Genomic DNA, 24,671 nt, shown 5'->3' with positions numbered 1-24,671 from the left:
GGTGGCCCCGTGGGCGGAGGGCGGATGTCAGTCCGTGGCCTCCGCGAGCAGCTTCTGGATCCGGCTTACGCCCTCGACGAGGTCCTCGTCACCGAGCGCGTACGACAGCCGCAGATAGCCCGGCGTGCCGAACGCCTCACCCGGGACGACCGCGACCTCGGCCTCCTCCAGGATCAGCTCGGCCAGCTCGACGCTGCTCTGCGGGCGCTTGCCGCGGATCTCCTTGCCGAGCAGCGCCTTGACCGACGGGTACGCGTAGAAGGCGCCCTCGGGCTCGGGGCAGACCACGCCGTCGATGTCGTTGAGCATCCGCACGATCGTCTTGCGGCGGCGGTCGAAGGCCTCACGCATCTTCGCGACCGCGTCCAGGTCGCCGGAGACGGCGGCGAGGGCGGCCACCTGGGCCACGTTCGAGACGTTGGACGTCGCGTGGGACTGCAGGTTGGTCGCGGCCTTCACCACGTCCTTCGGGCCGATGACCCAGCCGACCCGCCAGCCCGTCATGGCGTACGTCTTGGCGACACCGTTGACGACGATGCACTTGTCGCGCAGCTCGGGGAAGAGCCCCGGCAGGGAGACCGCGGCGGCCTCGCCGTAGACCAGGTGCTCGTAGATCTCGTCGGTCAGCACCCACAGGCCGTTGTCGACGGCCCAGCGGCCGATGGCCTCGGTCTCGGCCTCGGTGTAGACGGCGCCGGTCGGGTTGGACGGCGACACGAAGAGGACGACCTTCGTCCGCTCGGTGCGGGCCGCCTCCAGCTGCTCCACGGAGACGCGGTAGCCCGTGGTCTCGTCGGCGACGACCTCGACGGGGACACCGCCGGCGAGGCGGATCGACTCCGGGTACGTCGTCCAGTACGGCGCCGGGACGATGACCTCGTCGCCCGGGTCGAGGATCGCGGCGAAGGCCTCGTAGATGGCCTGCTTGCCGCCGTTGGTGACGAGGATCTGGGAGACGTCGGGCTCGTAGCCGGAGTCGCGCAGCGTCTTGGCGGCGATCGCGGACTTCAGCTCCGGCAGACCGCCGGCCGGCGTGTAGCGGTGGAACTTCGGGTTCTTGCACGCCTCGATGGCGGCCTCGACGATGTAGTCCGGGGTCGGGAAGTCGGGCTCACCGGCGCCGAAGCCGATCACCGGACGCCCGGCGGCCTTGAGGGCCTTGGCCTTGGCGTCCACGGCGAGAGTGGCGGACTCGGAGATCGCGCCGACTCGGGCGGAGACCCGGCGCTCGGTGGAAGGGGTTGCAGCGCTCATGGGCCCCATCGTTTCAGACAGGAAACGCGCGCGGCACGCGGGTTTCACGGACTGAACATCGGCTGAACATCCGTACGGATCCGGCCCGCGGCCTGGGCGATCTTGCGGTGCGGCCCCGCCGAACTCCCGGCGATCTTTCGCCTATCAAGCCCCCATCGGGCACTTTCTGTTCGACGGCGCGCCCAGGACCACGTACACTCTCACCTCGTTGGCCTTCAGCAGCCCGCAGTCGCACGGTGCACAGCGAGCACTCGACCGGATGCGGTACGTTGGGGGACACACAAAGGGTCGTAGCTCAATTGGTAGAGCACTGGTCTCCAAAACCAGCGGTTGGGGGTTCAAGTCCCTCCGGCCCTGCTACACACACCTTCGCCAGGATGTGTGCGCATGTACGTACAGCATTGCAACGCCGTGCGGCTCAGACCGGGCGCGGCACGGCCACGACCCGGGATCAGGTGAGGACGGATGGCGGACGCCGTGGGCTCCATCGATACGCCTGACGCCCAGGATGAGGCGCAGGAAAAGAAGAAGTCCCGCAAGGGCGGTAAGCGCGCGAAGAAGGGCCCGCTGAAGCGGCTTGCCCTCTTCTATCGCCAGATCGTCGCGGAGCTGCGCAAGGTCGTCTGGCCGACGCGCAATCAGCTGACGTCGTACACCACCGTGGTGATCTTCTTCGTCGCCATCATGATCGCCCTGGTGACCGTGATTGACTATGGGCTCGACCACGCCGCCAAGTACGTCTTCGGCTGAGCCGACAGCGAAGGGCGCCGTGGTTACCGGCGCCCCTTTTCGCATGTTCCACCCCTTGTATCCAGGAAGAAGCAGCCACCGTGTCTGACCAGAACCTGAACGACGCCGTCGAGCCGGACGAGTCCGTGGAAGACGAGCTCGACATCGTCGAGGGCGCGGACGAGGACCTGGACGAGGTCGAGGTGGCCGACGCCGAGGCGGGCGAGCCGGCCGAGGAGGCCGCGCTGCACGTCGAGGACGCCGAGGACGCGGAAGAGCCCGCCGAGGAGGAGACCGAGCCGGTCGACCCCATCGCCGCCCTGCGCGAGGAGCTTCGGACGCTGCCCGGCGAGTGGTACGTCATCCACACCTACGCCGGTTACGAGAACCGCGTGAAGACCAACCTGGAGCAGCGCGCCGTCTCGCTGAACGTCGAGGACTACATCTTCCAGGCCGAGGTGCCGCAGGAAGAGGTCGTCCAGATCAAGAACGGCGACCGCAAGACGATCAAGCAGAACAAGCTGCCGGGTTACGTGCTGGTCCGGATGGACCTGACCAACGAGTCCTGGGGTGTCGTCCGCAACACCCCCGGCGTCACCGGCTTCGTGGGCAACGCCTACGACCCGTACCCGCTGACCCTGGACGAGATCGTCAAGATGCTCGCCCCGGAGGCCGAGGAGAAGGCCGCCCGCGAGGCCGCCGAGGCCGAGGGCAAGCCCGCCCCGCAGCGCAAGGTCGAGGTCCAGGTCCTGGACTTCGAGGTCGGCGACTCGGTCACCGTCACCGACGGCCCGTTCGCCACGCTCCAGGCCACGATCAACGAGATCAACGCCGACTCCAAGAAGGTCAAGGGCCTCGTGGAGATCTTCGGTCGCGAGACGCCGGTCGAGCTCTCCTTCGACCAGATCCAGAAGAACTAGCGGCACAGCAGCTCTGAACGAAGGGCCTTCCACCGGCGGACTCCGCTGGTGGAAGGCCCTTTCGTCGTATGCGTCGGCGGATGCCCGACGCCGTTTCCCATTAAATGTGTGGTGCACCACAACCATCGGCGGCCCCTGCCGGTCTGACTTGATGACCGAAACGCGTGGACAGCGTTCTTCACGGTGATCTCCAACTCTTTGTGGTGGTTTGCCCTGCGCTGCTCGCTGCCCGCGCACCGACCGAGAAGTGGGGGACCTTCCTCATGCGCACTCGCACCCTCCTGGTCGTGGCGGCCGCGTCCGCCTGTGTCCTGCTGCCGACGACCTCCGCGGTGGCCGGCACCGGACCCGCCCCGTCGCCCAACAAGCAGAACCCGACCGCCCGTTCGGCCGCCCCGTCCGAGGCGGGCAACCCGCTGAGCACCAAGGCGCAGGCGGCCGGCGTCTGTTCCGACGCCTATCAGATCGGCGCCACCGCCTACATCAACCGCGGTGGCGTGCACGCCGCCTCGGTCAAGCAGTTCTACTCGCCCAGCTGCAAGGCCAACTACGGCTACGTCTGGGTCTGGCAGAGCTTCCGCGACAAGATCAAGGACTACGACGTCAGCACCGGCGTCTACAGCTACTCCCGTGACGAGGTCGTCGGCCAGGACTGGTGGAACGCCACCAACAGCCAGGAGTTCTGGTCCTTCCCCGCCGACACGATCAGCGAGTGCACCTCGGCCATCGGCACGCTGCGTGCCCCCGGCGACCCCGTGCCGGGCCAGGCCACCACGGCCAAGCGCTGCTGAGCCCGCTCTCGCCCCCTTGCGGGCCCCGGCCGACGCGCGGCGGCCGGGGCCCGTTCCTGTCCGGGGCACGGGCCGCCGGGGGCCGACCGCTGTCAGGGGGCGGGCGACCGGTGGCCTGAGCTGCCGGTTTTGGCCCTGACGCGTTACCCGTTATCGTTGTGCGGTATGCCTCCATCCGGATGATCCGGACGTTCGCCGTTGAAGGTGACCAGCGGTACGGATGGCGGCGGAACACCTCTCACTAAGGACCCGGAGAGAGCATGCCTCCCAAGAAGAAGAAGGTCACGGGGCTTATCAAGCTCCAGATCCAGGCCGGCGCGGCCAACCCGGCTCCGCCGGTCGGCCCCGCGCTGGGTCAGCACGGCGTCAACATCATGGAGTTCTGCAAGGCCTACAACGCCGCGACCGAGTCGCAGCGTGGTTGGGTCATCCCGGTGGAGATCACGGTCTACGAGGACCGTTCCTTCACCTTCATCACCAAGACCCCGCCGGCCGCGAAGATGATCCTCAAGGCTGCTGGTGTCGAGAAGGGCTCCGGCGAGCCGCACAAGACCAAGGTCGCCAAGATCACCGAGGCGCAGGTCCGCGAGATCGCCACCACCAAGATGCCCGACCTCAACGCCAATGACCTGGACGCCGCCGCGAAGATCATCGCCGGCACCGCCCGTTCCATGGGCATCACGGTCGAGGGCTGACCTCAACCCTCCCCAGCAGAAGTGAGTGGCGGGGCCTGCTCGGCCCGGACCACAACTCCTAAGACAACACAGGAGCAGTAGTGAGCAAGCGCAGCAAGTCTCTCCGCGCTGCGGACGCCAAGGTCGACCGGGACAAGCTCTACGCCCCGCTCGAGGCCGTCCGTCTCGCCAAGGAGACGTCCACGACCAAGTTCGACGGCACCGTCGAGGTCGCCTTCCGCCTGGGTGTCGACCCGCGCAAGGCCGACCAGATGGTCCGTGGCACCGTGAACCTTCCGCACGGCACCGGTAAGACCGCCCGGGTCCTGGTCTTCGCGACCGGTGACCGTGCCGAGGCCGCACGTGCCGCGGGCGCCGACATCGTCGGTGCCGACGAACTGATCGACGAGGTTTCGAAGGGCCGTCTGGACTTCGACGCCGTCGTCGCCACCCCGGACCTCATGGGCAAGGTCGGCCGCCTCGGCCGTGTCCTCGGCCCGCGTGGTCTGATGCCGAACCCGAAGACCGGCACCGTGACCCCGGACGTGGCCAAGGCCGTGACCGAGATCAAGGGCGGCAAGATCGAGTTCCGCGTCGACAAGCACTCGAACCTGCACTTCATCATCGGCAAGGCGTCCTTCGAGGACTCCAAGCTGGTGGAGAACTACGGCGCCGCGCTGGAGGAGATCCTCCGTCTGAAGCCGTCCGCCGCCAAGGGTCGCTACATCAAGAAGGCCGCCATCACCACCACGATGGGCCCCGGCATTCCGGTCGACCCCAACCGCACCCGCAACCTCCTCGTCGAGGAGGACCCGGCCGCGGTCTGAGCCAACGGCTCACCAGGCTCGACGACGGGCCCCGCACCCTTCCCGGGTGCGGGGCCCGTCCCCTTTCCCGCCCCCGTGTGTCAGTGCCCTGGGTTAACGTGCATTCACGGGATTCGCACTGGGGGGACGGATGACGAGCACGAGGGCGCGCCGGTCGGCGTTCTGGACGGCGCTGCTGACCGCGTCGGCGGCCCTGGCCGCCTGCACCTCGTCCGACGGCTCCGAGGAGCGGGACCGCCCGGCGCCCTCAGGTGCCGTCACGGCCGCCCTGCGCACCGTCGAGCGGTCCACCGACGGCGCCGAGTCCGCGCGCGTGCGCTCCACGACCACGATGGGCTCGGCCCTGTCCATGAAGGCCCACGGCACCCTCGCCTGGCACGACGGCCTCACCGGCGCCCTGACGATCACGTACACCGGCGGCACCACGGCGGAGACGATGCGCCGCCTCGGCACCACCTCGATGCAGGCCCGCTATCTCCCCGACGCCTACTACGCCCGCATGGGCGAGGCGTTCGCCGAGAAGACCGGCGGCAAGCACTGGATCAAGTACGCCTACGACGACCTGGAGCGGCTCGCCGGCAGCTCCGGCGCCGATCTCGCCGACCAGATGCGCGGCAACGCCCCGCACACCTCCGTGAAGCTGCTGCTGTCCTCCGCGGACGTGCGCAAGGTCGGCGAGGAGACCGTGAGCGGCGAGCGCACCACGCGCTACTCCGGCACGGTCCAGGCGGCGGGCGCCATGTCGCAGACCGTCGACATATGGGTCGACGACCGGGACCTGCTGGTCAAGAAGGTCGAGAAGGGCAGCACGGCCACGGGGCAGCTGACCCAGACCGCGTACTACAGCGACTACGGCGTGAAGGCCGCGGTCGCCAGGCCCCCGGCGGGGGACACCGCGGACCTGGAGAAACTGCTGAAGGAGGGGACTCTCGGCGGCGCCTCCTGAGTCCGCGCGCGTACATATGCGCAGGACCGGTCGGGCCTGCTGGGCTACGCTCCCGATCTTGCTGTGCGCTCACCGTGCGCCGGCCGAGCGTTCCCCGGGGGAATTCGATGAGGCTTTCCGTACGTGCCGCCGCGCGGGCCGGCGTGCCCGCCGCCGTGCTGCTCCTCGCCGGCTGCGCCACCGGAGCCGGCGCCGAACGGACCGCTGGAGGCACCTCGGCCGCCGACGCCGTCGCGCGTGCCGTGGAGGAGACCGAGAACGTCACGTCGCTGCACTACAAGGTGACCGGCCGCTTCCCGGAGCGGGGACGCATAGCCGACGAGGGAACCGTCCGCACGAAGCCGGTCACGGGCAGCCTGCGGACCGCGACCCTGAGCGGCGCGGAGCGCGGCGAGACCGAGCTGCGGCTGGTCGACGGGGTGCTGTACGGCAGCGCGACCGGCGACATGGCCGGGGAGATCGGTGGCCGGCACTGGATCAGCTACGGCCCGGCCGCCCACTTCACCACCCACGGCGGTCTGCGCATGGACGTCGGAGCGCTGCGTGACTCCGTCACCCGCAACCCGGCCCGCGAGGCCGCCTTCCTGGCCGGTGCCCCGGACGTGAAGCGGGTCGGCGACGAGGAGATCGACGGCGGCGACACCACGCACTACACGGGGACGGCCGCTGTCGACGAGCTGCGCGCCTCGCTCGCGGACGTCGAGGACAAGGCCGCCCGCGAGGGCCGCGAGCGCAGCCTCGACCAGTACGAGAAGGCCGGCGTCGACGAGCTCACCCTCGACGTCTGGATCGACGGCGACGACCGTGTCCGACGGCTGCGCACCCAGGGCTTCGGCCGGCACGGTGAGCTCGATCTCACCGTCACCCTCCTCGACGACAGGCCGGTGACGATCCGCGCCCCCCGCCCCGACGACACCGCTGACCTGCGGAAGCCGCTGGAGAAGAAGGGGAGCTGACGAGCGCGGGGACCGATTTGCCTGACGGTGACCGTGTCCCGTACTCTCCTACAGAAGCCAAAGACCGCTGGTCGTTGCCGTGTCCTCGTAAGAGAGCACGGTGGCCGAAGGATCCGCTGAACTGCGGACGACCCGCGCAGGTGACTGTGGAAGTGCTCCCGGAGTTCGCTGCTCACGCTGTGAATGCCCGGTCGAGCTACGCCCCGTGCGCCTGCGCCGGGGCGTTTCGTTTTCCCAGCCCCTTCTGAGCGGTCCCATCACCCGGAAGGAGGCCGACGCTCTATGGCAAGGCCCGACAAGGCTGCCGCGGTAGCCGAGCTGACGGAGCAGTTCCGCAGCTCGAACGCCGCTGTGCTGACCGAGTACCGGGGTCTCACCGTGGCGCAGCTCAAGACGCTGCGTCGTTCGCTCGGTGAGAACGCCCAGTACGCCGTGGTGAAGAACACGCTGACCAAGATTGCGGCCAACGAGGCCGGGATCAACACGCTTGACGACCTGTTCAACGGTCCGACGGCGGTCGCCTTCGTCACCGGTGACCCGGTGGAGTCGGCGAAGGGTCTTCGTGACTTCGCCAAGGACAACCCGAACCTCGTCATCAAGGGCGGTGTCCTTGACGGCAAGGCGCTGTCCGCCGACGAGATCAAGAAGCTTGCGGACCTCGAGTCCCGCGAGGTTCTGCTCGCCAAGCTGGCGGGCGCCCTGAAGGGCAAGCAGACCCAGGCTGCTCAGGTCTTCCAGGCGCTCCCGTCGAAGCTCGTCCGCACCGTGGACGCGCTTCGCGCCAAGCAGGACGAGCAGGGCGGTGCCGAGTAACTCGGCTCGCATCATGATCGCCGCCTGAGGCAGCTCGCCTGAGGCAGTGGTCGTAGCGGGCCGAACGTACGCCCGCCAGACATGTACATCCGGCACCAGCCGAAATTAGTGGAAGGAAAGCCATCGTGGCTCTCACCCAGGACGAACTGCTCGCCGAGTTCGAGGGCATGACCCTCATCCAGCTCTCCGAGTTCGTGAAGGCGTTCGAGGAGAAGTTCGACGTCACCGCCGCTGCCGCCGTCGCCGTTGCCGGCCCGGCCGGCCCGGCCGCCCCGGCCGAGCAGGCCGAGGAGAAGGACGAGTTCGACGTCATCCTCACGGGTGCCGGCGACAAGAAGATCCAGGTCATCAAGGTCGTGCGTGAGCTGACCTCCCTGGGTCTGAAGGAGGCCAAGGACCTCGTGGACGGCGCCCCGAAGCCCGTTCTCGAGAAGGTCGCCAAGGACGCCGCCGAGAAGGCCGCCGAGTCCCTCAAGGGCGCCGGCGCCTCCGTCGAGGTCAAGTAACACCTCTCGGCCGAGTACGGCCGTAGCGCTGCAGAATCCGGCCTTCTGAGGCTGTAACGCAGTCGCATCGAAGAGCGATCATCCATTCGGGTGGTCGCTCTTCGGCGTTCCTGGGGGCGCGGCCACGGTTGCCTTGCGCCCGCTACGGCGGCGGGTATGGTGATCTTCGTCGTGTCTCCGGGCCCCCAGGGTTCGGGCATGGGGGCCTTGACGAACCGCACGCAGCGCGCAATTCTCAGGACGCGTCGCCACAAGGATCCGAATCCGAGGCATGGATCGGCGACGAAGAGGGCAGTATCAACGTGCATTGAGGGCGAGCATGCCGAGGGCGTTGAGAACAACGAGGGTCGCGAAAAACCCGCACTGGACATCAGTGTGCCAAGTGGCTACACTGACCCTTTGCGCTGCCTGTTAGCTGTCCCCTGCCCGTCACCAGGGGCATGCCCTCGCTTGAGCATCGATGACCGGACCATCCCTGACCTGGCCATTCTTTGGTTGGACAAGGAAACCCCTGTCTCTGTGCGCCGGTGAGGGGCCGGTACGCGCGTAGTGAGTCCGAGCCCTCGGAAGGACCCCCTCTTGGCCGCCTCGCGCAACGCCTCGACCGCGAATATGAACAACGGCGCCAGCACCGCCCCGCTGCGCATCTCCTTTGCAAAGATCAAGGAGCCCCTCGAGGTTCCCAACCTGCTCGCGCTGCAGACCGAGAGCTTTGACTGGCTGCTCGGGAACACCGCCTGGCAGAGTCGGGTCGAGGAGGCTCTGGAGTCCGGTCAGGACGTCCCCACCAAGTCCGGCCTCGAGGAGATCTTCGAGGAGATCTCCCCGATCGAGGACTTCTCCGGGTCGATGTCGCTGACGTTCCGGGACCACCGCTTCGAGCCTCCGAAGAACTCGATCGACGAGTGCAAGGAGCGCGACTTCACCTACGCCGCCCCGCTCTTCGTGACGGCGGAGTTCACCAACAACGAGACCGGTGAGATCAAGTCCCAGACGGTCTTCATGGGCGACTTCCCGCTCATGACGAACAAGGGCACCTTCGTCATCAACGGCACCGAGCGTGTCGTGGTGTCGCAGCTGGTCCGTTCCCCCGGTGTCTACTTCGACTCCTCCATCGACAAGACGTCCGACAAGGACATCTTCTCGGCCAAGATCATCCCGTCCCGGGGTGCCTGGCTGGAGATGGAGATCGACAAGCGCGACATGGTCGGTGTCCGTATCGACCGCAAGCGCAAGCAGTCCGTGACCGTCCTGCTCAAGGCTCTCGGTTGGACGACCGAGCAGATCCTCGAGGAGTTCGGCGAGTACGAGTCCATGCGCGCCACCCTGGAGAAGGACCACACCCAGGGCCAGGACGACGCGCTGCTCGACATCTACCGCAAGCTGCGTCCGGGCGAGCCCCCCACGCGTGAGGCCGCGCAGACGCTTCTGGAGAACCTGTACTTCAACCCGAAGCGCTACGACCTCGCCAAGGTCGGCCGCTACAAGGTCAACAAGAAGCTGGGTGCGGAGGCTCCGCTCGACGCGGGCGTCCTGACCGTCGAGGACGTCATCTCGACGATCAAGTACCTGGTCAAGCTGCACGCCGGCGAGACCGAGACGGCCGCGGACAACGGCCAGACGATCGTCGTCGAGACCGACGACATCGACCACTTCGGCAACCGTCGTCTGCGCAGCGTCGGCGAGCTCATCCAGAACCAGGTCCGCACCGGTCTGGCTCGTATGGAGCGCGTCGTGCGTGAGCGCATGACGACCCAGGACGTCGAGGCGATCACGCCGCAGACCCTGATCAACATCCGGCCGGTCGTCGCCTCCATCAAGGAGTTCTTCGGCACCAGCCAGCTGTCGCAGTTCATGGACCAGAACAACCCGCTGTCCGGGCTGACGCACAAGCGTCGTCTGTCCGCGCTCGGCCCGGGTGGTCTGTCCCGTGAGCGGGCCGGCTTCGAGGTCCGCGACGTGCACCCGTCCCACTACGGCCGCATGTGCCCGATCGAGACGCCCGAAGGCCCGAACATCGGTCTGATCGGCTCGCTCGCCTCCTACGGCCGGGTCAACGCGTTCGGCTTCGTCGAGACGCCGTACCGCAAGGTCGTCGACGGCCAGGTCACCGACGAGGTGGACTACCTGACCGCCGACGAGGAGGACCGCTTCGTCATCGCGCAGGCCAACGCCACGCTCAACGACGACATGCGGTTCGCCGAGGCCCGCGTCCTGGTCCGCCGCCGTGGCGGCGAGGTCGACTACGTCGGTGGCGAGGACGTCGACTACATGGACGTCTCGCCGCGCCAGATGGTGTCGGTCGCGACCGCCATGATCCCGTTCCTCGAGCACGACGACGCCAACCGTGCCCTCATGGGCGCGAACATGATGCGTCAGGCCGTGCCGCTGATTAAGTCGGAGTCCCCGCTCGTCGGCACCGGCATGGAGTACCGCTCCGCCGTCGACGCCGGTGACGTGGTCAAGGCCGAGAAGGACGGTGTGGTCCAGGAGGTCTCCGCGGACTACATCACCACCGCCAACGACGACGGCACGTACATCACGTACCGCCTGGCCAAGTTCTCCCGGTCCAACCAGGGCACCTCGGTCAACCAGAAGGTCATCGTCAACGAGGGCGACCGGATCATCACGGGCCAGGTGCTCGCCGACGGTCCCGCCACCCAGAACGGCGAGATGGCGCTGGGCAAGAACCTGCTCGTGGCGTTCATGCCGTGGGAGGGTCACAACTACGAGGACGCGATCATCCTGTCGCAGCGCCTCGTGCAGGACGACGTCCTCTCCTCGATCCACATCGAGGAGCACGAGGTCGACGCCCGTGACACCAAGCTCGGCCCCGAGGAGATCACCCGGGACATCCCGAACGTCTCCGAGGAGGTCCTCGCCGACCTCGACGAGCGCGGCATCATCCGCATCGGTGCCGAGGTCATCGCCGGCGACATCCTCGTCGGCAAGGTGACCCCGAAGGGTGAGACCGAGCTGACCCCCGAGGAGCGCCTGCTGCGCGCGATCTTCGGTGAGAAGGCCCGTGAGGTCCGTGACACCTCGCTGAAGGTGCCGCACGGCGAGACCGGCAAGGTCATCGGCGTCCGCGTCTTCGACCGCGAGGAGGGCGACGAGCTTCCCCCCGGTGTGAACCAGCTGGTGCGCGTGTACGTGGCGCAGAAGCGCAAGATCACCGACGGTGACAAGCTCGCCGGCCGTCACGGCAACAAGGGTGTCATCTCCAAGATCCTGCCCATCGAGGACATGCCGTTCCTCGAGGACGGAACTCCGGTCGACATCATCCTGAACCCGCTGGGTGTCCCGTCCCGAATGAACCCGGGACAGGTCCTGGAGATCCACCTCGGCTGGCTCGCCAGCCGCGGCTGGGACGTCTCCGGCCTCGCGGAGGAGTGGGCGCAGCGCCTGCAGGTGATCGGCGCCGACAGCGTCGAGCCCGGCACCAACGTCGCCACCCCGGTCTTCGACGGTGCGCGTGAGGACGAGCTCGCGGGTCTGCTCCAGCACACCATCCCCAACCGCGACGGCGAGCGCATGGTGCTCCCGACCGGTAAGGCGCGACTGTTCGACGGTCGCTCGGGTGAGCCGTTCCCGGACCCGATCTCCGTCGGCTACATGTACATCCTGAAGCTGCACCACCTGGTCGACGACAAGCTGCACGCCCGCTCGACCGGTCCGTACAGCATGATCACCCAGCAGCCGCTGGGTGGTAAGGCCCAGTTCGGTGGCCAGCGGTTCGGCGAGATGGAGGTGTGGGCGCTGGAGGCTTATGGCGCCGCGTACGCCCTCCAGGAGCTGCTGACCATCAAGTCCGACGACGTCACCGGCCGCGTGAAGGTCTACGAGGCCATCGTCAAGGGCGAGAACATCCCCGAGCCCGGCATCCCCGAGTCCTTCAAGGTGCTCATCAAGGAGATGCAGTCGCTCTGCCTGAACGTGGAGGTGCTGTCCAGCGACGGTATGTCCATCGAGATGCGTGACACCGACGAGGACGTCTTCCGCGCTGCGGAGGAGCTCGGCATCGACCTGTCCCGGCGCGAGCCGAGCAGCGTCGAAGAGGTCTGACGGGAGTCCGGCGGGGCCCTCACCCACAGGGCCCCGCCGACCCCCAGGCCCCCGTTTCAGACCCCAAGACTTACAACCCTGAGAGGGATTGACGCATAGTGCTCGACGTCAACTTCTTCGATGAGCTCCGGATCGGTCTGGCCACCGCTGACGACATCCGTCAGTGGAGCCACGGCGAGGTCAAGAAGCCCGAGACCATCAACTACCGCACCCTCAAGCCCGAAAAGGACGGACTCTTCTGCGAGAAGATCTTCGGTCCGACCCGGGACTGGGAGTGCTACTGCGGCAAGTACAAGCGTGTCCGGTTCAAGGGCATCATCTGTGAGCGCTGCGGCGTCGAGGTGACTCGCGCCAAGGTGCGTCGTGAGCGGATGGGCCACATCGAGCTGGCCGCGCCCGTCACGCACATCTGGTACTTCAAGGGTGTCCCGAGCCGGCTGGGCTACCTGCTCGACCTGGCTCCCAAGGACCTCGAGAAGGTCATCTACTTCGCGGCGTACATGATCACGTTCGTCGACGAGGAGCGCCGTACCCGCGACCTGCCCTCCCTGGAGGCGCACGTCTCCGTGGAGCGTCAGCAGGTCGAGAACCGCCGGGACGCCGACCTGGAGGCCCGCGCCAAGAAGCTCGAGACCGACCTGGCCGAGCTGGAGGCCGAGGGCGCCAAGGCCGACGTGCGCCGCAAGGTGCGCGAGGGTGCCGAGCGTGAGATGAAGCAGCTGCGCGACCGTGCGCAGCGCGAGATCGACCGCCTCGACGAGGTCTGGACCCGGTTCAAGAACCTCAAGGTCCAGGACCTGGAGGGCGACGAGCTCCTCTACCGCGAGCTGCGTGACCGCTTCGGCACGTACTTCGACGGCTCGATGGGTGCCGCGGCGCTGCAGAAGCGCCTGGAGTCCTTCGACCTCGACGAGGAAGCCGAGAAGCTCCGCGAGATCATCCGCACCGGCAAGGGTCAGAAGAAGACCCGTGCGCTGAAGCGGCTGAAGGTCGTGTCTGCCTTCCTGCAGACCTCCAACAGCCCCAAGGGCATGGTGCTCGACTGCGTGCCGGTCATCCCGCCGGACCTTCGCCCGATGGTGCAGCTGGACGGTGGCCGCTTCGCGACCTCCGACCTGAACGACCTGTACCGCCGTGTGATCAACCGCAACAACCGACTGAAGCGCCTTCTCGACCTCGGTGCGCCCGAGATCATCGTGAACAACGAGAAGCGCATGCTCCAGGAGGCCGTCGACGCCCTCTTCGACAACGGTCGTCGTGGTCGCCCGGTCACCGGTCCCGGTAACCGCCCGCTGAAGTCCCTCAGCGACATGCTGAAGGGTAAGCAGGGTCGATTCCGTCAGAACCTGCTCGGTAAGCGTGTGGACTACTCCGCGCGTTCCGTGATCGTCGTCGGTCCGCAGCTGAAGCTGCACCAGTGCGGTCTGCCCAAGGCGATGGCGCTGGAGCTCTTCAAGCCGTTCGTGATGAAGCGCCTGGTCGACCTGAACCACGCGCAGAACATCAAGAGCGCCAAGCGCATGGTGGAGCGCGGCCGCACGGTCGTGTACGACGTCCTCGAAGAGGTCATCGCCGAGCACCCGGTTCTCCTGAACCGTGCTCCCACCCTGCACCGCCTCGGCATCCAGGCCTTCGAGCCGCAGCTGGTCGAGGGCAAGGCCATCCAGATCCACCCGCTCGTCTGCACCGCGTTCAACGCGGACTTCGACGGTGACCAGATGGCCGTGCACCTGCCGCTGTCCGCGGAGGCGCAGGCCGAGGCCCGCATCCTGATGCTGTCCTCGAACAACATCCTCAAGCCCGCCGACGGTCGTCCGGTGACGATGCCGACCCAGGACATGGTCCTCGGTCTGTTCTTCCTCACCACCGACTCCGAGATGCGGAACGTCAAGGGCGAGGACCGCTCCTTCGCGTCCGTGGCCGAGGCGATCATGGCCTTCGACGCGGGCGAGCTCTCGCTCCAGTCGAAGATCGACATCCGCTTCCCGGTCGGCACCATCCCGCCCCGCGGCTGGATGCCGCCGGCGCAGGAGGAGGGCGAGCCGGAGTGGCAGCAGGGTGACTCGTTCCGTCTGCGGACGACCCTGGGCCGTGCGCTCTTCAACGAGCTGCTGCCCGAGGACTACCCGTTCGTCGACTACGAGGTCGGCAAGAAGCAGCTCTCCGAGATCGTCAACGACCTCGCCGAGCGCTACCCCAAGGTCATCGTGGCGGCGACGCTCGACAACCTGAAGGCATCCGGCTTCTACTGGGCGACCCGTTCCGGTGTCACCGTGGCCATCTCCGACGTCGTCGTTCCCGAGGCGAAGAAGGAGATCGTCCGCGGCTACGAGGCGCAGGACGAGAAGGTCCAGAAGCAGTACGAGCGCGGTCTGATCACCAAGGACGAGCGCACCCAGGAACTCATCGCGATCTGGACCAAGGCGACCAACGAGGTTGCCGAGGCCATGAACGAGAACTTCCCGAAGACCAACCCGATCTTCATGATGGTGAACTCGGGTGCACGAGGCAACATGATGCAGATGCGTCAGATCGCCGGTATGCGTGGTCTGGTGTCGAACGCCAAGAACGAGACGATCCCGCGTCCGATCAAGGCCTCGTTCCGTGAGGGTCTGTCCGTGCTGGAGTACTTCATCTCCACGCACGGTGCCCGTAAGGGTCTGGCGGACACCGCCCTTCGTACCGCCGACTCGGGTTACCTGACCCGTCGTCTGGTGGACGTCTCCCAGGACGTCATCATCCGCGAGGAGGACTGCGGCACCGAGCGCGGTCTGAAGCTGCGGATCGCCTCGAAGAACGCCGCCGGCGTTCTGGTCAAGGCGGACGACGTCGAGACCAGCGTCTACGCCCGCATGCTCGCCGAGGACGTCGTCATCGACGGCAAGGTGATCGCGCCGGCCAACGTGGACCTGGGCGATGTGCTCATCGACCAGCTGGTGCACCACGGTGTCGAGGAGGTCAAGACCCGTTCGATCCTGACCTGCGAGTCCCAGGTCGGCACCTGCGCGATGTGCTACGGCCGTTCGCTGGCCACCGGCAAGCTGGTCGACATCGGTGAGGCGGTCGGCATCATCGCCGCCCAGTCCATCGGTGAGCCCGGTACCCAGCTGACGATGCGTACCTTCCACACCGGTGGTGTGGCCGGTGACGACATCACCCAGGGTCTGCCGCGTGTCGTCGAGCTCTTCGAGGCCCGTACCCCGAAGGGTGTCGCCCCGATCTCCGAGGCCACCGGCCGCGTGCGGATCGAGGAGACCGAGAAGACGAAGAAGCTGGTCGTCACCCCGGACGACGGCAGCGACGAGACGGCGTACCCGATCTCGAAGCGTGCCCGACTCCTGGTCAGCGAGGGCGAGCACGTCGAGGTGGGCCAGAAGCTCACCGTGGGTGCCACCAACCCGCACGACGTGCTGCGCATCCTGGGTCAGCGTGCCGTCCAGGTCCACCTGGTCGGCGAGGTCCAGAAGGTCTACAACTCGCAGGGTGTGTCGATCCACGACAAGCACATCGAGATCATCATCCGGCAGATGCTGCGCCGTGTGACGATCATCGAGTCCGGCGACGCCGAGCTGCTGCCCGGCGAGCTGGTCGAGCGCTCGAAGTTCGAGACCGAGAACCGTCGTGTGGTCCAGGAGGGCGGTCACCCGGCCTCCGGTCGTCCGCAGCTGATGGGTATCACCAAGGCCTCGCTGGCGACGGAATCCTGGCTGTCGGCCGCCTCCTTCCAGGAGACGACCCGAGTCCTGACGGACGCGGCGATCAACGCCAAGTCCGACAGCCTCATCGGCCTCAAGGAGAACGTCATCATCGGTAAGCTCATCCCGGCCGGTACGGGTCTGTCCCGCTACCGCAACATCCGGGTGGAGCCCACCGAGGAGGCCAAGGCCGCGATGTACTCGGCCGTCGGCTACGACGACATCGACTACTCGCCGTTCGGCACCGGCTCCGGCCAGGCCGTTCCGCTGGAGGACTACGACTACGGTCCGTACAACCAGTAAGCGAGCGTCGGCTTGACGCACTGAAGGGCGGTCACCTCCCGGGGTGGCCGCCCTTCGGCGTTCCCGGAAGTGTCGGGGTTTTATCGGGGTGGACCCCGATGCCTGGAATGCCGGTTCGGCGCATCATGGAGAGACTCCGACCAGTACGGGGGAGGTGCTCTTCATGGGGCAACCGTCGTGGAGGCCCGGGCAACCGTGGCAGCCGGGGCAGGGGAGCGGCCCACCGCGGCCGTGGCACGCCGAGGGCGTCCCGCAGCCGTGGCAGGGCGGCGGGCCTCCCCAGCCGTGGCCCGGGCCCACCGCCGCGGGGATGCTCGCCTCGCACGCCGACCGCGAGCGGGCCGTGGACGTGCTCCGGGCCGGGTACGGCGAGGGGCGGCTGGAGCAGCCCGAGTTCGAGAAGCGGGTCGCCCGCGCCTATACGGCCCGTACGGTGGGGGATCTGGCTCTGCTCGTCGCGGACCTGCCCCAGGGCCCGATGCCGCTGCCGGCCCCCGTGACGCCGGTGCCGCGGACCTTCCTGCCGGTCGCCCGGCCGCAGACCAACGGCAAAGCGGTCGGCTCGGTCGTCTGCGGTGTGCTGTGCCTGGTGAGCTTCGGGCTGACCGGCATCCCGGCCGTGGTCCTCGGACACGCGGCGCGTGCCGAGATACGGCGGACCGGGGAGGGCGGTGACGGGCTCGCCCTGACCGGGCTGGTGCTCGGGTGGCTGTCGAACGCGGCCTGGGCGGTCCTGCTGACGCTGATGCTGGTGGCCGCGGCGGTCTCCGCGTAGTGCTCCGCGGGGTGCCGTGCGGACGTGACCGTGGGCGGGCTTCGTCGTCGCTGGTCGCGTGGTTCCCCGCGCCCCTTCGGGGGCGTCGCCGCACCGTCGCTCACTTCGGCGGGAGGTGGATTCGAAGATCAAACCCGCCGCGTGGTCTTGACATCGGCCGTATGGCGATGCGGGCGAGGTTCATTTGTTTTGACCGCAGCGAATGAGGTAGGTACGCTCAGACCTTGTGCCTGGGGTGTGCCCTGGCTCTCGTGCGTGCCTTCAACCGCATAACGAGCTGTGAGCGGCCACCGCAATCTGTGCTCTTTTCGCCTCGCGGCGGGAGTCCGCCGGATTCGACACACCCGACCGCGTGGGTCGGCGACGTTCCAGGTTAGCTTCACCATTCGGCACACAGAAACCGGAGAAGTAGTGCCTACGATCCAGCAGCTGGTCCGTAAGGGCCGGCAGGACAAGGTCGAGAAGAACAAGACGCCCGCACTCGAGGGTTCCCCTCAGCGTCGTGGCGTCTGCACGCGTGTGTTCACGACCACCCCGAAGAAGCCGAACTCGGCCCTGCGTAAGGTCGCGCGTGTGCGTCTGACCAGCGGGATCGAGGTCACCGCTTACATTCCGGGTGAGGGACACAACCTGCAGGAGCACTCCATCGTGCTCGTGCGTGGTGGCCGTGTGAAGGACCTGCCGGGTGTTCGCTACAAGATCATCCGCGGTTCCCTTGACACCCAGGGTGTGAAGAACCGCAAGCAGGCCCGCAGCCGCTACGGCGCCAAGAAGGAGAAGTAAGAATGCCTCGTAAGGGCCCCGCCCCGAAGCGCCCGGTCATCATCGACCCGGTCTACGGTTCTCCTCTTGTCACGTCGCTCATCAACAAGGTGCTGCTGAACGGCAAGCGCTCCACCGCCGAGCGCATCGTCTACGGCGCCATGGAGGGTCTGCGTGAGAAGACGGGCAACGACCCGATCATCACGCTGAAGCGCGCGCTGGAGAACATCAAGCCGACCCTCGAGGTCAAGTCCCGCCGTGTCGGTGGTGCGACGTACCAGGTTCCGATCGAGGTCAAGCCCGGTCGTGCCAACACGCTCGCGCTGCGCTGGCTCGTCGGTTACTCCCGCGCCCGTCGCGAGAAGACGATGACCGAGCGTCTGCTCAACGAGCTTCTCGACGCTTCGAACGGCCTCGGTGCGGCCGTCAAGAAGCGCGAGGACACGCACAAGATGGCCGAGTCCAACAAGGCCTTCGCGCACTACCGCTGGTAGTCGCTACCCCATCGAGACCGAGAGAAGACTGAGCCACTATGGCTACCACTTCACTTGACCTGGCCAAGGTCCGCAACATCGGGATCATGGCCCACATCGACGCGGGCAAGACGACCACCACCGAGCGGATCCTGTTCTACACCGGTGTGTCTTACAAGATCGGTGAGGTCCACGACGGCGCTGCCACCATGGACTGGATGGAGCAGGAGCAGGAGCGTGGCATCACGATCACGTCTGCTGCGACCACCTGTCACTGGCCGCTCGAGGACAACGACTACACCATCAACATCATCGACACCCCGGGGCACGTCGACTTCACCGTTGAGGTGGAGCGCTCCCTGCGTGTGCTCGACGGTGCCGTGACGGTGTTCGACGGTGTCGCCGGTGTCGAGCCGCAGTCCGAGACGGTGTGGCGTCAGGCCGACCGTTACGGCGTGCCGCGTATCTGCTTCGTGAACAAGCTGGACCGTACCGGCGCCGAGTTCCACCGCTGCGTGGACATGATCTCGGACCGCCTGGGCGCCCAGCCGCTCGTCATGCAGCTTCCGATCGGCGCCGAGGCCGACTTCAAGGGCGTCGTGGACCTGGTCCGCATGAAGGCGCTCGTGTGGTCCGCCGAGGCCGCCAAGGGCGAGATGTACGACGTCGTCGACATCCCGGCCACGCACACCGAGGCTGCCGAGGAGTACCGCGGCAAGCTCATCGAGGGCGTCGCCGAGAACGACGAAGAGATCATGGAGCTGTACCTGGAGGGCCAGGAGCCCACCGAGGAGCAGCTGTACGCCGCGATCCGTCGCATCACCATCGCGTCCGGCAAGTCGAGCGACACCACGGTCACCCCGGTGTTCTGTGGCACCGCGTTCAAGAACAAGGGCGTCCAGCCCCTGCTCGACGCGGTCGTGCGCTACCTGCCGACCCCCCTCGACGTCGAGGCCATCGAGGGCCACGACGTCAAGGACCCCGAGGTCGTCGTCAAGCGCAAGCCGTCCGACGAGGAGCCCCTGTCGGCTCTGGCCTTCAAGATCATGAGCGACCCGCACCTCGGCAAGCTCACCTTCGTCCGGATCTACTCCGGTCGCCTGGAGTCCGGCACCGCCGTGCTGAACTCCGTCAAGGGCAAGAAGGAGCGCATCGGCAAGATCTACCGCATGCACGCGAACAAGCGTGAGGAGATCGAGTCGGTGGGCGCCGGCGACATCGTCGCCGTCATGGGCCTGAAGCAGACCACCACCGGTGAGACGCTGAGCGACGACAAGCAGCCGGTGATCCTGGAGTCCATGGACTTCCCGGCGCCGGTCATCCAGGTCGCCATCGAGCCCAAGTCCAAGGGTGACCAGGAGAAGCTGGGTGTCGCCATCCAGCGTCTCGCGGAGGAGGACCCCTCCTTCCAGGTCCACTCGGACGAGGAGACCGGCCAGACCATCATCGGTGGCATGGGCGAGCTGCACCTCGAGGTGCTGGTCGACCGTATGCGCCGTGAGTTCAAGGTCGAGGCCAACGTCGGCAAGCCGCAGGTGGCCTACCGCGAGACGATCCGCAAGGCCGTCGAGCGCGTCGACTACACGCACAAGAAGCAGACTGGTGGTACCGGCCAGTTCGCCAAGGTGCAGATCGCGATCGAGCCGATCGAGGGCGGCGACGCCTCGTACGAGTTCGTGAACAAGGTCACCGGTGGCCGTATCCCGAAGGAGTACATCCCTTCGGTCGACGCCGGTGCGCAGGAGGCCATGCAGTTCGGCATCCTCGCCGGTTACGAGATGACCGGCGTGCGCGTCACCCTCATCGACGGTGGCTACCACGAGGTCGACTCCTCGGAGCTCGCGTTCAAGATCGCCGGCTCGCAGGCCTTCAAGGAGGCCGCGCGCAAGGCCAGCCCCGTGCTGCTCGAGCCGATGATGGCCGTCGAGGTCACCACGCCCGAGGACTACATGGGTGAGGTCATCGGCGACATCAACTCCCGCCGTGGCCAGATCCAGGCCATGGAGGAGCGGGCGGGTGCTCGCGTCGTGAAGGGCCTCGTGCCCCTCTCGGAGATGTTCGGTTACGTCGGCGACCTGCGCAGCAAGACGTCCGGCCGGGCCAGCTACTCCATGCAGTTCGACTCCTACGCCGAGGTTCCGCGGAACGTCGCCGAGGAGATCATCGCGAAGGCCAAGGGCGAGTAACGCTCCGCGTTCACACGCTTTAGGCTTGACTCCGGAGCCTGGAGGGGCATTCACCCGCATTCGTGGGGGAATGCCCTCGGGCCCGGGCTTTCCAGCAAAGATCACCTGGCGCCGATGAAGCAAGGCGTTCAGAACCACTCCACAGGAGGACCCCGTGGCGAAGGCGAAGTTCGAGCGGACTAAGCCCCACGTCAACATCGGCACCATCGGTCACATCGACCACGGTAAGACGACCCTTACGGCCGCCATTACCAAGGTGCTGCACGACGCGTACCCGGACCTGAACGAGGCCTCGGCCTTCGACCAGATCGACAAGGCTCCCGAGGAGCGCCAGCGCGGTATCACCATCTCCATCGCGCACGTCGAGTACCAGACCGAGACGCGTCACTACGCCCACGTCGACTGCCCCGGTCACGCGGACTACATCAAGAACATGATCACCGGTGCTGCCCAGATGGACGGCGCCATCCTCGTGGTCGCCGCCACCGACGGCCCGATGCCGCAGACCAAGGAGCACGTGCTCCTGGCCCGCCAGGTCGGCGTTCCGTACATCGTCGTCGCCCTGAACAAGGCCGACATGGTGGACGACGAGGAGATCCTGGAGCTCGTCGAGCTCGAGGTTCGTGAGCTGCTCTCCGAGTACGAGTTCCCGGGCGACGACCTGCCGGTCGTCAAGGTCTCGGCGCTCAAGGCCCTTGAGGGCGACAAGGAGTGGGGCAACACCGTCCTCGAGCTCATGAAGGCCGTGGACGAGAACATCCCGCAGCCCGAGCGTGACGTCGACAAGCCGTTCCTGATGCCGATCGAGGACGTCTTCACGATCACCGGTCGCGGTACGGTCGTCACCGGCCGTATCGAGCGTGGTGTCCTGAAGGTCAACGAGACCGTTGACATCGTGGGCATCAAGCAGGAGAAGACCACCACCACGGTCACCGGCATCGAGATGTTCCGCAAGCTGCTCGACGAGGGCCAGGCCGGTGAGAACGTCGGTCTGCTCCTCCGTGGCATCAAGCGCGAGGACGTCGAGCGCGGCCAGGTCATCATCAAGCCCGGTTCGGTCACGCCGCACACCGAGTTCGAGGCCCAGGCCTACATCCTGTCCAAGGACGAGGGTGGCCGCCACACGCCGTTCTTCAACAACTACCGTCCGCAGTTCTACTTCCGTACGACGGACGTGACCGGCGTCGTGACCCTCCCCGAGGGCACCGAGATGGTCATGCCGGGTGACAACACCGAGATGAAGGTGGAGCTCATCCAGCCCGTCGCCATGGAAGAGGGCCTGAAGTTCGCCATCCGTGAGGGTGGCCGGACGGTCGGCGCCGGCCAGGTCACCAAGATCAACAAGTAAATCTTGTCGGTCTGACCTGGTAGCTCCAGCGCGAGCTCCTGAAGGGGCCCGTACGACTTCGGTCGTACGGGCCCTTTCGCTGTTTCCGAAGGGGGGTCACGCGGTGCGGGCCGGTCGCGGTCTCACCCTCGCGGCTCACCCCGAGTGGCATGCCGATCACGCCTCGCAAAGATTGCTGTGAGGAATCAAGAAAGGTGTCGGCATGGCACATTCAGGTCACTGGGTGCGGTACTCGTCCCGGTTCTGCATAACCTCGCTCACCGCCGCGGCCGCTCTGCTGGCCGGTGCGGTGCCGTCCACGACCGCCGCGGCCACGGATCTCGTTCCGCGGCCCGCCGTCGACGTGGCCAGGTTCTCCACGGGCTGGTCGAATCCGTGGGCCATCTCCTTCCTGCCGGACGGGCGCTCGGCACTGGTGACGGAGAACGAGAGCGCCCGTGTCTACCGCCTGCGCGACAACGGCAGCCGGACCTTGATCGGCAAGGTGCCGAAGGTCGCCGTCCTCCAGCCCGGTGACGCCGCCAAGGGCGGGCTCCTGGGTGTCGCTCCGTCCCCGACGTGGGACGGCAGGAAGGACCAGCAGGTGTTCTTCATGCACACCACGGCGACCGGGAGCCGGGTGGTGCGGATGAACTACGACGGCAAGTCGCTCAGCGGCTACCGCGTCGTCCTCGGCGGCCTCAAACGGGGTTCCAACCACCACGGCGGGAAGATCGCCTTCGGTCCCGACAAGTACCTCTACGTCGCGACCGGCGAGGCCACGCACGCCAGGCTCGCGCAGGACAGGACCTCGCTCAACGGCAAGATCCTGCGGATCACGAAGTCCGGCAAGCCGGCGCCCGGGAACCCGTTCGGCAACCACGTCCACAGCTACGGCCACCGCAATCCGCAGGGCCTGGCCTGGGACCGCAAGGGCCGGCTGTGGTCGGTGGAGATCGGGCAGGAGGCCAAGGACGAGCTGAACCTGATCGAGCGCGGCGCCAACTACGGCTGGCCCAGCTGCGAGGGCGTCTGCTCCGCCAAGGGCATGACCAACCCGAAGGCCACCTGGGACCACACCACGGCCCCTGCCCAGGTCGCCGTCGTGGGCGACAACCTCTACGTGTCGTCGCTGCGGGGCTATCAGCTCTGGCGCGTCCCCATCACCGCCGCGCTGAAGGGCAGGGGCGACCGCGAGAAGACCAAGGTCTTCTCGGGCTACGCGCTGCGTGCCCTCGCCAAGGTCCCCGGCAGGAACGAGCTCTGGCTGGGCACCGCGAGAGTCGCGGGCGGCGACCGCATCCTCCGGGTGACCGTCGGCTAGCGCCGCTCGGCCGTCGCGTGACCGTCGACGAGCTCTGCTCGGCCGCCGCTGACCGTCGGCCGGTGTCGCCCGCCCAGCCGTCACCGTCGGCCGGTGCCGCCCAGCCGTCACCCTCGGCCGGTACCGCCTGGCCGTCGTCACCGTCGGCCGGTGCCGCCCAGCCGTCACCGTCGGCCGGCGGCCGCTTCAGCCGTCACATCGAGCAACGACGAAGGACGTCCACATGACCGACATACGCCGCTCGACGCGGCATCCCTCCCGGTTCGGTGCTGCCGTGCTCGCCACCGCCGCCACGCTGCTGGCGACCGCCCTGGCCCAGCCGGTCACCGCCGCTCCGGCCGCCGTCGACGGTGGCGCACCGGCCGGCGTCAAGACGCTGTCGAAGGGATGGCACACCCCCTGGGGCATCTCGTTCCTGCCGAACGGCCGGACCGCCCTGGTGACCGAGCGCCTGTCCTACCAGGTCTACAGCCTGGACCGGAACGGCACCAAGAAGTGGGTCGGCGAGGTGCCGTACACCGTCCCGGAACCCTATGACGAGGGCGCCGGCGGACTGCTGGGCGTGGCTCCGTCGCCGACGTGGGACGGCAGGAAGGACCAGCAGGTGTTCTTCATGCACACCACCAAGAGCGAGACCCGTGTGGTGCGGATGGACTACGACGGCCGCTCGCTGCGCCACTACAAGCCGATCCTCACCGGCATCCGGCGGGGCGGGGACCACAACGGCGGCAGGATCGCCTTCGGCCCCGACAAGTACCTCTACGTCACCACCGGCGAGGCCCTCCAGCCCAAGCTCGCGCAGGACAAGCGCTCGGTCAACGGCAAGATCCTGCGGATCACGAAGTCCGGCAAGCCGGCGCCCGGGAACCCGTTCGGCAACCACGTCTACAGCTACGGCCACCGCAACCCGCAGGGCCTGGCCTGGGACCGCAAGGGCCGGCTGTGGTCGGTGGAGATCGGGCAGCAGACCCACGACGAGCTGAACCTGATCAAGCGCGGCGCCAACTACGGCTGGCCCACCTGCGAGGGCGTCTGCTCCGCCAAGGGCATGACCAACCCGAAGGCCACGTTCAGCCCCGAGAAGGGCGTCCCGGCCCAGCTCGCCGTCGTACGCGACGTGCTGTACGTGTCGTCGCTGCGCGGGCAGCGGCTGTGGCGGGTCCCGATCGACGGCACCGGCGAACGCCTCGGCACGAAGACCTCCTTCTACCCCGGCACATACGGCCGGCTCCGCGCCATCGCCAAGGTGCCCGGCGCGGACGAACTGTGGGTCGGCACCAGCGACTTGGGGTACGGCAACGACAAGATCCTCCGTGTCCCGATCAAGTGAACCCGGCCCCTTCCC

At 67.3% G+C, this 24,671-nt stretch carries 19 protein-coding genes and 1 tRNA gene; 19 read left to right on the top strand and 1 reads right to left on the bottom strand.

The features are described from left to right. Positions 1-27 precede the first annotated feature (27 nt). Positions 28-1,254 carry a pyridoxal phosphate-dependent aminotransferase gene (locus tag ACGFW6_RS21985; RefSeq protein WP_393512248.1) on the bottom strand — a complete coding sequence of 409 codons (1,227 nt, stop codon included), beginning with the start codon at positions 1,252-1,254 and terminating at the stop codon, positions 28-30. Positions 1,255-1,538: 284 nt separating this feature from the next. Here ACGFW6_RS21985 and ACGFW6_RS21980 point away from each other — a divergent pair. From ACGFW6_RS21980 to ACGFW6_RS21890, 19 genes are all read left to right on the top strand, one after another. After that, a tRNA-Trp gene (locus ACGFW6_RS21980) sits at positions 1,539-1,611 on the top strand. Positions 1,612-1,719: 108 nt separating this feature from the next. Beyond that, positions 1,720-2,004 carry a preprotein translocase subunit SecE gene (gene secE, locus ACGFW6_RS21975; RefSeq protein ID WP_380853560.1) on the top strand — a complete coding sequence of 95 codons (285 nt, stop codon included), beginning with the start codon at positions 1,720-1,722 and terminating at the stop codon, positions 2,002-2,004. An 80-nt stretch (positions 2,005-2,084) separates the two neighbouring features. Further along, positions 2,085-2,903, top strand: coding sequence for a transcription termination/antitermination protein NusG (gene nusG, locus ACGFW6_RS21970; protein ID WP_393512244.1), 819 nt, complete (start codon positions 2,085-2,087; stop codon positions 2,901-2,903). A 263-nt stretch (positions 2,904-3,166) separates the two neighbouring features. Beyond that, on the top strand, positions 3,167-3,694 hold the full coding sequence (locus ACGFW6_RS21965; RefSeq protein ID WP_393512241.1) for a hypothetical protein: 528 nt from the start codon (positions 3,167-3,169) through the stop codon (positions 3,692-3,694). A 260-nt stretch (positions 3,695-3,954) separates the two neighbouring features. Beyond that, a complete protein-coding gene (gene rplK / locus ACGFW6_RS21960; protein ID WP_028805116.1) occupies positions 3,955-4,389 on the top strand; it encodes a 50S ribosomal protein L11 in 435 nt (144 codons plus the stop codon). 80 nt (positions 4,390-4,469) lie between these two features. Then, positions 4,470-5,195 (top strand): 50S ribosomal protein L1, encoded by a 726-nt coding sequence (gene rplA, locus ACGFW6_RS21955; RefSeq protein ID WP_393512238.1) that lies wholly within the window; start codon positions 4,470-4,472, stop codon positions 5,193-5,195. 130 nt (positions 5,196-5,325) lie between these two features. Continuing rightward, positions 5,326-6,141, top strand: coding sequence for a hypothetical protein (locus ACGFW6_RS21950; RefSeq protein ID WP_393512235.1), 816 nt, complete (start codon positions 5,326-5,328; stop codon positions 6,139-6,141). Between the two features lie 107 nt (positions 6,142-6,248). Continuing rightward, entirely contained in the window at positions 6,249-7,097 is an 849-nt protein-coding gene (locus ACGFW6_RS21945; protein ID WP_393512232.1) for a hypothetical protein, read from the top strand. A 282-nt stretch (positions 7,098-7,379) separates the two neighbouring features. Beyond that, positions 7,380-7,910, top strand: a complete 531-nt coding sequence (rplJ, locus tag ACGFW6_RS21940) for a 50S ribosomal protein L10 (protein WP_380853549.1) — start codon at positions 7,380-7,382, stop codon at positions 7,908-7,910. A 122-nt stretch (positions 7,911-8,032) separates the two neighbouring features. Then, positions 8,033-8,416, top strand: a complete 384-nt coding sequence (rplL, locus tag ACGFW6_RS21935; protein ID WP_393512789.1) for a 50S ribosomal protein L7/L12 — start codon at positions 8,033-8,035, stop codon at positions 8,414-8,416. 579 nt (positions 8,417-8,995) lie between these two features. After that, positions 8,996-12,481, top strand: a complete 3,486-nt coding sequence (rpoB, locus tag ACGFW6_RS21930) for a DNA-directed RNA polymerase subunit beta (protein ID WP_393512229.1) — start codon at positions 8,996-8,998, stop codon at positions 12,479-12,481. A 98-nt stretch (positions 12,482-12,579) separates the two neighbouring features. Continuing rightward, positions 12,580-16,479, top strand: coding sequence for a DNA-directed RNA polymerase subunit beta' (locus tag ACGFW6_RS21925; RefSeq protein ID WP_393512226.1), 3,900 nt, complete (start codon positions 12,580-12,582; stop codon positions 16,477-16,479). A gap of 310 nt (positions 16,480-16,789) precedes the next feature. Continuing rightward, positions 16,790-17,254, top strand: a complete 465-nt coding sequence (locus tag ACGFW6_RS21920; protein ID WP_393512224.1) for a DUF1707 and DUF4190 domain-containing protein — start codon at positions 16,790-16,792, stop codon at positions 17,252-17,254. Between the two features lie 411 nt (positions 17,255-17,665). Then, positions 17,666-18,037 (top strand): 30S ribosomal protein S12, encoded by a 372-nt coding sequence (gene rpsL / locus ACGFW6_RS21915; RefSeq protein WP_003948652.1) that lies wholly within the window; start codon positions 17,666-17,668, stop codon positions 18,035-18,037. Between the two features lie 2 nt (positions 18,038-18,039). Further along, positions 18,040-18,510: a 30S ribosomal protein S7 gene (gene rpsG, locus ACGFW6_RS21910; protein WP_003992340.1), complete on the top strand. Its 471-nt coding sequence runs from the start codon at positions 18,040-18,042 to the stop codon at positions 18,508-18,510. Between the two features lie 38 nt (positions 18,511-18,548). Beyond that, positions 18,549-20,675 (top strand): elongation factor G, encoded by a 2,127-nt coding sequence (gene fusA / locus ACGFW6_RS21905; RefSeq protein WP_030046357.1) that lies wholly within the window; start codon positions 18,549-18,551, stop codon positions 20,673-20,675. 154 nt (positions 20,676-20,829) lie between these two features. After that, a complete protein-coding gene (gene tuf / locus ACGFW6_RS21900) occupies positions 20,830-22,023 on the top strand; it encodes an elongation factor Tu (RefSeq protein WP_030046358.1) in 1,194 nt (397 codons plus the stop codon). A 202-nt stretch (positions 22,024-22,225) separates the two neighbouring features. Then, complete coding sequence (locus ACGFW6_RS21895; protein WP_393512219.1) at positions 22,226-23,326, top strand: PQQ-dependent sugar dehydrogenase; 1,101 nt, start codon at positions 22,226-22,228, stop codon at positions 23,324-23,326. A 223-nt stretch (positions 23,327-23,549) separates the two neighbouring features. Further along, positions 23,550-24,656 (top strand): PQQ-dependent sugar dehydrogenase, encoded by a 1,107-nt coding sequence (locus ACGFW6_RS21890; protein WP_393512216.1) that lies wholly within the window; start codon positions 23,550-23,552, stop codon positions 24,654-24,656. Positions 24,657-24,671: the final 15 nt, after the last annotated feature.

The organism is Streptomyces sp. Y7 (assembly GCF_043195415.1).
GTDB lineage: Bacteria > Actinomycetota > Actinomycetes > Streptomycetales > Streptomycetaceae > Streptomyces.
This window is presented reverse-complemented; position numbering and strand designations above follow the sequence as displayed.